The sequence below is a fragment of the Streptococcus sp. 1343 genome (assembly GCF_013277355.1).
Classification (GTDB): domain Bacteria; phylum Bacillota; class Bacilli; order Lactobacillales; family Streptococcaceae; genus Streptococcus; species Streptococcus pseudopneumoniae.
Map to the genome: position 1 here is coordinate 1 of NZ_VMMT01000078.1, position 7,714 is coordinate 7,714.

A 7,714-nucleotide genomic window follows, 5' to 3' on the forward strand; every position below is an offset into this window, starting at 1 on the left:
GATGAAACAGGAATCGACCGTTACCTCTATCGTCCTTATGCAGGGGCTCCTAGAGGGGAGAAAGTCTATGAAAAGATTAGCGGACGTCGTTTTGAGCGAACTTCAATTGTTGCAGGACAAGTAGACGGAGAGTTTATAGCTCCCATGATTTACAAGAACAGCATGACAAGCGATTTCTTTGTGGAGTGGTTCAAAACGCAACTCCTACCTGCTTTGAAGACACCTCATGTTATTGTCATGGACAATGCTAGTTTTGATCCCAAGAACATTTTGGATGAACTCTGCATCCAAGATAAACACTTTTTCTTACCTCTACCACCTTATTCACCAGATTTGAATCCTATTGAGCAAGCATGGGCTATCTTGAAAAAGAAAGTAACAGATTTATTAAGGGAAGTCCCAACTATTTTTGAATGTTTGGAACGCTTTTTTAAAACTAAATGATTATATAATTGAAATAAGAAGAAAATCATTATCAGAAAATTATAGGAGGTAGTAAAATTGACTTGCTTAATCAGTGTTATTTTATTACATCAAGGAGATAAAAATAGTTTATTAGAGTCTTTATTAATAGTTGATAGACAAACATTTAAAGATATAGAAGTTATTATTGTAAAGCCAATATAGAACACCTTTTGTTGGTTTATTTATTCTTCCTGATGATTATTATAAACTTACAAAGGATTTTCGGTACTATATGGAACAAGAACTTGTTTTCGAAGAGGAACTTGTTTCACCGAGCTGGACCCATGAAGTTTATCCTTTGGGGCACTTAGGGGATATAGATATTCATTTTCTACATTATTCTAGTATTGAAGAAGCACGGACTAAGTGGGAAAAAAGAAAAAACGCATAAATTGGGATAATCTATATTTTAAATTTGATAATAAAGATTCAGCTAGTGAAGAAATTTTAAATAAGATGGATAATCTTCCTTATTCTAATAAATTAATTTTAGTCAATCGTCCATATAAAAATTTGAAAAATCAATGTGTTATTCCAGGTCAGGAACATCTTCCAGAACTGGCTATTATGTCTAATCCATTAAATACTTTTGATATCATGGCTTGGTTAAAAAAGGTGGCAATGCTCTTTAAGTGCAAGTTATTGCGCTGTAGCATATAAATCTATTCCCTACATATTTTTTAAATGTTCTACGAGTTAATTTAAAATGTTTAGCTTGTGGTATAATAGTTTCATGGATAAAAAATATGAAAAAATTTCTCAGGATTTGGGAGTGACGTTAAAGCAAATTGATACCGTTCTAAGTTTGACAGCTGAAGGGGCGACTATTCCCTTTATGGCGCGTTATCGCAAGGACATGACTGGTAGTCTGGATGAGGTGGCGATTAAGGCTATTATTGATTTGGATAAAAGTCTGACAAATCTCAATGACCGTAAGGAAGCTGTCTTAGCTAAGATTCAAGAACAAGGTAAGTTGACCAAGGAATTGGAAGAAGCTATCTTAGTTGCCGAAAAATTAGCAGACGTTGAAGAACTCTATCTTCCTTATAAGGAAAAGCGTCGTACCAAGGCAACCATTGCCCGTGAAGCTGGACTCTTTCCTCTTGCTCGCTTGATTTTGCAGAATATAGTTGACTTGGAGAAAGAAGCTGAAAAGTTCGTCTGTGAAGGATTTGCGACTGGCAAGGGAGCCTTGACCGGTGCAGTTGATATTTTGGTCGAAGCCTTATCGGAAGATGTGACCTTGCGTTCTATGACTTATCAGGAAGTGCTGAGACACTCTAAACTCACTTCTCAAGCCAAGGATGAAAGTCTTGATGAAAAGCAGGTTTTTCAGATTTATTATGATTTTTCAGAGACAGTTGGAACTATGCAAGGCTATCGTACCTTGGCTCTCAATCGTGGGGAGAAGCTAGGTGTCTTGAAGATCGGTTTTGAACATGCGACGGACCGTATTCTTGCCTTTTTTGCTACTCGTTTCAAGGTGAAAAATGCTTATATTGATGAAGTTGTTCAGCAATCCGTTAAGAAAAAGGTCTTGCCTGCTATCGAGCGCCGTATTCGTACAGAATTAACCGAGAAGGCAGAAGAGGGAGCTATTCAACTCTTTTCTGACAACCTGCGCAATCTTCTCTTGGTTGCTCCTCTAAAAGGGCGCATGGTTCTTGGATTTGACCCAGCCTTTCGTACAGGTGCCAAGCTAGCTGTCGTTGATGCAACTGGGAAAATGCTGACAACTCAGGTCATTTATCCTGTTAAACCAGCATCAGCTCGTCAAATCGAAGAAGCCAAGAAAGATTTGGCAGACTTGATTGGTCAATACGGTGTAGAGATTATTGCCATCGGAAATGGTACTGCTAGTCGTGAAAGTGAAGCCTTTGTGGCGGAAGTTCTTAAAGATTTTCCTGAGGTTAGTTATGTCATCGTAAATGAAAGTGGTGCTTCGGTCTATTCTGCCAGCGAACTTGCTCGTCAGGAGTTTCCAGACTTGACCGTTGAAAAACGCTCTGCTATTTCTATCGCCCGTCGTTTGCAGGACCCCCTTGCTGAATTGGTCAAAATCGATCCTAAGTCAATCGGTGTCGGTCAATACCAGCATGATGTCAGTCAGAAGAAACTGTCTGAAAGTCTGGACTTTGTCGTGGATACCGTGGTGAACCAAGTCGGTGTCAATGTCAATACAGCCAGCCCAGCTCTTCTTTCACACGTAGCTGGACTCAATAAAACCATCTCTGAAAATATCGTCAAATACCGTGAAGAAGAAGGAAAAATCACTTCACGCTCCCAAATCAAGAAAGTTCCTCGTTTGGGGGCTAAGGCCTTTGAACAGGCAGCTGGTTTCCTTCGTATCCCTGAAAGTAGCAATATTCTTGATAATACAGGAGTTCACCCAGAAAATTACGCTGCCGTTAAGGAACTTTTCAAACGCTTGGACATTAAGGACCTGAATGAAGAAGCCCAAGGCAAACTCAAGTCTCTTTCAGTCAAGGAAATGGCGCAAGGGCTAGACCTTGGTCCCGAAACTCTTAAAGATATCATTGCAGATCTTCTCAAACCAGGTCGAGATTTCCGTGATTCCTTTGACGCACCTATGCTTCGCCAAGATGTCCTGGATATCAAGGACTTAGTGGTTGGGCAGAAGCTAGAGGGTGTGGTGCGTAATGTCGTTGACTTCGGTGCCTTCGTTGACATTGGAATTCACGAGGACGGTCTCATTCATATTTCCCACATGAGTCGCAAATTTATCAAACATCCTAGCCAAGTGGTGTCAGTTGGAGATTTGGTGACCGTTTGGGTCAAGAAAATTGATACTGAACGTGAAAAAGTCAATCTGTCGCTCCTAGCTCCAGATGAATCTAACTGATTACGTCAAGCAGGTTTCGCTAGAAGACTTCGGCAGACCTTTTATCCATCATGCCCAGTGGAATAGGCGTCTACGTTCGACAGGTGGGCGATTTTTCCCCAAAGATGGGCATTTGGATTTTAATCCCAAGGTTTATCAGGAACTGGGTCTGGATGTTTTTAGGAAAATTGTCCGACATGAACTCTGTCATTATCACCTCTATTTTCAAGGGAAGGGCTATCAACACAAGGATCGGGATTTTAAGGAACTTTTGGAAGCAGTGGATGGATTACGCTTTGTGCCAACCTTGCCAAATAGAAACTCCAAGCCAATCAAGCTTTATCGTTGCCAATCCTGCCAGCAAACTTATCAGCGCAAGCGAAGGATTGATACCAAACGCTATCGCTGTGGAGTTTGTCGAGGAAAGTTGCTACTAGTAAATCAGCCTGAGGACTGATGAAAGCCGAGCCTACCCGTGATATACTATGTCTAACCTAGCAGAAAGAGGAAATATCATGAACAGTAAATTTTATAAAATGAGACGAAATCGCATGATTTCAGGAGTTCTGGCAGGTCTGTCAGACAAGTGGAACTTTGATGTTACCCTTGTTCGTTTTCTATTTGCTATTTTTACAGTCGCAAACTTTGGACTTGGTGTGATTATCTATATCATCCTAGCTTCTGTCATGCCAACCAAGGAAGAAATCGAAGCAGAAATGTACGGAACAGGCCCACGCAAACGCAAAGAAGCCCAAGCCATTGACGATAATGAAGGCTGGTTTTGGTGAGGTTTTACAAAAGATTTAGAATAAGCAAAAAGCTTTAAATCAATAGTCTAAACTGCTTGATTTAAAGCTTTTTTACTTTTAATAATATTTTTCCAGCTTCATCTACAAACTAAAAGCATTCTTTTGAACTCATGTTTCTAATCTATTTTTCATGCTGAGACAATACATTTTTGGAAAAATGGTGGATGCTGATAACAACTGATAACCAGCAAATAGCATAAGCAGTAGCTGTAAATTCTGTACCGATAAAGTATGTTTTTTCAACTAAGAGTTGACCGATGAATGGAGAGAGGAGATAGAGAAGTCCGATGAGTATATATTCTTTGTGTTTCATTAAGGCGCACCTTCTTTCCTTATAGGTAGTTCGATTTGAAAGTGTTGAATTTAATGGCATGTTATCTAGGTAAGCTTACTCAAATGATAGTTCCGATTCCCCCTTTCCAAAGTAAGCCTTTTCACACTTATATTTTACAATTTTAAAAATAGGAAATCAAATCATTTTATAAGTAATTTTGCCTACATTTCCCCCAATCTTACAAAAATGTAAGATTAAAGTCCTTTTTGTAAGGTTAGGTTATGGCAAGAGGTCTTTTTTTGATGTAAACTAGACTCATAAAGAACAAAGGAGTAACATCATGAAACAAATCTTACAGAAGAAAACAAGAAAACCAAGCCACAAAGATATCGAGCGTGTTCAACTGGGATGCGCTATGATGCAAGCAACATTTCATTTAATGGGATATTAAGAAAGGAGATTCTCATGACACTTTTAGATGTAAAACACGTTCAAAAAATTTATAAAACTCGTTTTCAGGGCAACCAAGTAGAAGCCCTCAAGGATATTCACTTTACCGTGGAAAAAGGTGACTACGTTGCCATCATGGGTGAGTCTGGTTCTGGTAAATCCACTCTTCTCAATATCCTAGCTATGCTGGATAAACCAAGTCGTGGGCAGGTTTATCTTAATGGAACGGACACCGCAACCATTAAAAATTCCCAGGCTTCTAGCTTCCGTCGTGAAAAATTAGGCTTTGTCTTCCAAGATTTTAACTTGCTAGATACTCTTTCTGTTAAGGACAATATCTTGCTTCCGCTTGTCTTGTCAAGAAGACCTATTACGGAGATGATGAAGAAATTGGTGGTGACAGCTGAGAATCTAGGTATCAACCAATTGCAAGAGAAGTACCCTTACGAGATTTCTGGTGGTCAGAAACAGCGTGTAGCAGTAGCACGCGCCATCATCACAGAACCTGAAATTCTCCTTGCGGATGAGCCAACAGGTGCCCTTGATTCCAAGTCCTCTGCAGCTCTTCTTGATGTTTTTGATGAAATCAATGAGCGCGGCCAAACCATTCTCATGGTAACCCACTCAACAGCAGCAGCTAGCAGAGCTAAACGTGTACTCTTTATCAAGGACGGCATTCTTTACAATCAAATCTACCGTGGAGAGAAGACAGAGCGTCAGATGTTCCAAGAAATCTCTGATACCTTGACTGTCATGGCAAGCGAGGTGAATTAGTATGTTTCGATTAACTAATAAGTTAGCGGTATCGAACTTGATTAAAAACCGCAAGCTCTACTATCCTTTTGCGCTGGCTGTTCTCTTGGCAGTCACCGTCACCTATCTCTTTTACTCTCTAACCTTCAATCCAAAGATTGCGGAAATCCGTGGAGGAACAACCATTCAGGCTACACTTGGATTTGGTATGTTTGTCGTCACCCTTGCGTCAGCCATTATCGTCCTCTATGCCAATAGTTTTGTCATGAAAAATCGTTCCAAGGAACTGGGGATTTATGGCATGTTGGGATTGGAAAAGCGCCATCTAATCAGTATGACCTTTAAGGAGTTGGTGCTATTTGGAATTCTAACTGTTGGTGCAGGGATTGGTATTGGGGTCTTGTTTGACAAGTTGATTTTTGCTTTCTTGCTCAAACTGATGAAATTAAAGGTAGAACTAGTCGCTACCTTCCAGATGAAAGTTGTCATTACAGTACTTGTTGTCTTCGGTTTGATTTTCCTAGGTCTCATGTTCCTGAATGCTCTTCGAATCGCCCGTATGAATGCCCTTCAGCTCTCACGTGAGAAAGCTAGTGGTGAGAAAAAAGGTCGTTTCCTACCTCTCCAAACGATTCTTGGTTCGATTAGTTTAGGGATTGGCTATTATCTTGCCCTTACGGTAAAAGATCCTCTTACAGCCTTAACAACCTTCTTCATAGCTGTTTTGCTGGTTATCTTTGGTACTTATCTCTTGTTTAATGCAGGGATTACAGTCTTCCTACAAATCTTAAAGAAAAATAAGAAATACTATTACCAACCTAATAACCTCATCTCTGTTTCCAACTTGATTTTCCGTATGAAGAAAAATGCGGTTGGACTAGCAACCATCGCTATCTTGTCAACAATGGTTTTGGTAACCATGTCAGCAGCGACAAGCATTTTCAATTCCGCAGAATCCTTTAAAAAAGTTCTAAATCCTCATGATTTTGGGGTTTCAGGACAAAATGTTGAAAAAGAAGATTTAGACAAACTCTTGAGCCAGTTTGCAAGTGACAAAGGTTATAAGATTAAAGAGAAAGAAGTGATTCGTTATACTTACTTTGGTGTTGCAAACCAAGAAGGAAATAAGTTAACTATTTTTGAAAAAGGACAAAATCGTGTTCAACCTACAACAGTTTTCATGGTATTTGACCAAAAAGATTATGAAAATATGACTGGTCAAAAACTGTCTCTTTCAGGAAATGAGGTCGGACTCTTTGCAAAGAATGAGGGAGTTAAAGAACAGAAAGCTCTAACTCTAAATGATCATCAATTTTCTGTCAAAGAAGAATTTGATAAAGATTTCATTGTCAACCATGTCCCAAATCAGTTTAATATTTTGACTGCTGATTACAATTACCTTGTTGTACCTGATTTACAATCCTTTTTGGATCAATTCCCAGATTCGGCTATCTATAATCAGTTTTACGGCGGTATGAATGTAAATATCAGTGAAGAAGAACAACTCAAGGTCGCTGAAGAGTATGAAAAATACCTCAATCAGTTTAATGCTCAATTAAACACAGAAGATAGCTATGTTTATGGTAGCAATCTAGCAGATGCTCGTTCTCAGATGAGTGCCCTCTTTGGTGGTGTCTTCTTTATCGGTATTTTCCTATCCATTATCTTTATGATCGGAACCGTTCTGGTCATCTACTACAAACAAATTTCTGAAGGATATGAAGACCGTGAGCGCTTTATTATCTTGCAGAAAGTCGGTTTAGATAAAAAGCAAATTAAGCAAACCATCAACAAACAGGTTTTAACTGTTTTCTTCCTTCCTTTGCTCTTTGCCTTCATACATCTCGCCTTTGCCTACCATATGCTTAGTCTGATTTTAAAAGTGATTGGTGTAATAGATACGACTATGATGTTGATTGTGACCTTGTCTATCTGCGCTATCTGCGCTATCTTCCTCATCGCCTATGTGTTGATTTTCATGATTACTTCAAGAAGCTATCGCAAGATTGTGCAAATGTAAAAAAAGATACCTCGACTTCAAAATCGAGGTATTTCTTGTATTTTATACTCAATGAAAATCAAAAAGCAAACTAGGAAGCTAGCCGCAGGTTGCTCAAAACA

The 7,714-nt window shown here is 39.2% G+C and carries 6 protein-coding genes and 2 pseudogenes; 7 read left to right on the forward strand and 1 reads right to left on the reverse strand.

The annotated features are described in order from the left end of the window. From HT709_RS10630 to HT709_RS10650, 5 genes and pseudogenes are all read left to right on the forward strand, one after another. A pseudogene (locus HT709_RS10630) lies at window positions 1-444 on the forward strand (IS630 family transposase); the annotation flags it as partial. A 175-nt stretch (window positions 445-619) separates the two neighbouring features. Continuing rightward, a pseudogene (locus HT709_RS10635) lies at window positions 620-1,125 on the forward strand (DUF1919 domain-containing protein); the annotation flags it as partial. Between the two features lie 73 nt (window positions 1,126-1,198). Beyond that, window positions 1,199-3,328, forward strand: a complete 2,130-nt coding sequence (locus HT709_RS10640) for a Tex family protein (RefSeq protein ID WP_014017280.1) — start codon at window positions 1,199-1,201, stop codon at window positions 3,326-3,328. Next, window positions 3,315-3,764 carry a SprT family protein gene (locus HT709_RS10645; protein WP_001054508.1) on the forward strand — a complete coding sequence of 150 codons (450 nt, stop codon included), beginning with the start codon at window positions 3,315-3,317 and terminating at the stop codon, window positions 3,762-3,764. Before HT709_RS10640 ends, HT709_RS10645 begins: the two co-directional genes overlap by 14 nt. Window positions 3,765-3,822: 58 nt before the next feature. Continuing rightward, window positions 3,823-4,095, forward strand: a complete 273-nt coding sequence (locus HT709_RS10650; protein ID WP_001085048.1) for a PspC domain-containing protein — start codon at window positions 3,823-3,825, stop codon at window positions 4,093-4,095. Between the two features lie 142 nt (window positions 4,096-4,237). On the opposite strand, the gene HT709_RS10655 is transcribed toward HT709_RS10650, so the two are convergent. Continuing rightward, on the reverse strand, window positions 4,238-4,429 hold the full coding sequence (locus HT709_RS10655) for a hypothetical protein (RefSeq protein ID WP_000680781.1): 192 nt from the start codon (window positions 4,427-4,429) through the stop codon (window positions 4,238-4,240). Window positions 4,430-4,855: 426 nt separating this feature from the next. Here HT709_RS10655 and HT709_RS10660 point away from each other — a divergent pair, with 426 nt between their 5' ends. After that, a complete protein-coding gene (locus HT709_RS10660) occupies window positions 4,856-5,614 on the forward strand; it encodes an ABC transporter ATP-binding protein (RefSeq protein WP_000173358.1) in 759 nt (252 codons plus the stop codon). Window position 5,615: 1 nt separating this feature from the next. Continuing rightward, window positions 5,616-7,613, forward strand: coding sequence for an ABC transporter permease (locus HT709_RS10665; RefSeq protein ID WP_172925757.1), 1,998 nt, complete (start codon window positions 5,616-5,618; stop codon window positions 7,611-7,613). The last annotated feature ends 101 nt before the right edge of the window (window positions 7,614-7,714 follow it).

Coding starts and splice junctions, on each gene's coding strand:
- HT709_RS10660 (WP_000173358.1), top strand. CDS start 4,856: ATGACACTTTTAGATGTAAAACACGTTCAAAAAATTTATAAAACTCGT.
- HT709_RS10665 (WP_172925757.1), top strand. CDS start 5,616: ATGTTTCGATTAACTAATAAGTTAGCGGTATCGAACTTGATTAAAAAC.
- HT709_RS10650 (WP_001085048.1), top strand. CDS start 3,823: ATGAACAGTAAATTTTATAAAATGAGACGAAATCGCATGATTTCAGGA.
- HT709_RS10655 (WP_000680781.1), bottom strand. CDS start 4,429: ATGAAACACAAAGAATATATACTCATCGGACTTCTCTATCTCCTCTCT.
- HT709_RS10640 (WP_014017280.1), top strand. CDS start 1,199: ATGGATAAAAAATATGAAAAAATTTCTCAGGATTTGGGAGTGACGTTA.
- HT709_RS10645 (WP_001054508.1), top strand. CDS start 3,315: ATGAATCTAACTGATTACGTCAAGCAGGTTTCGCTAGAAGACTTCGGC.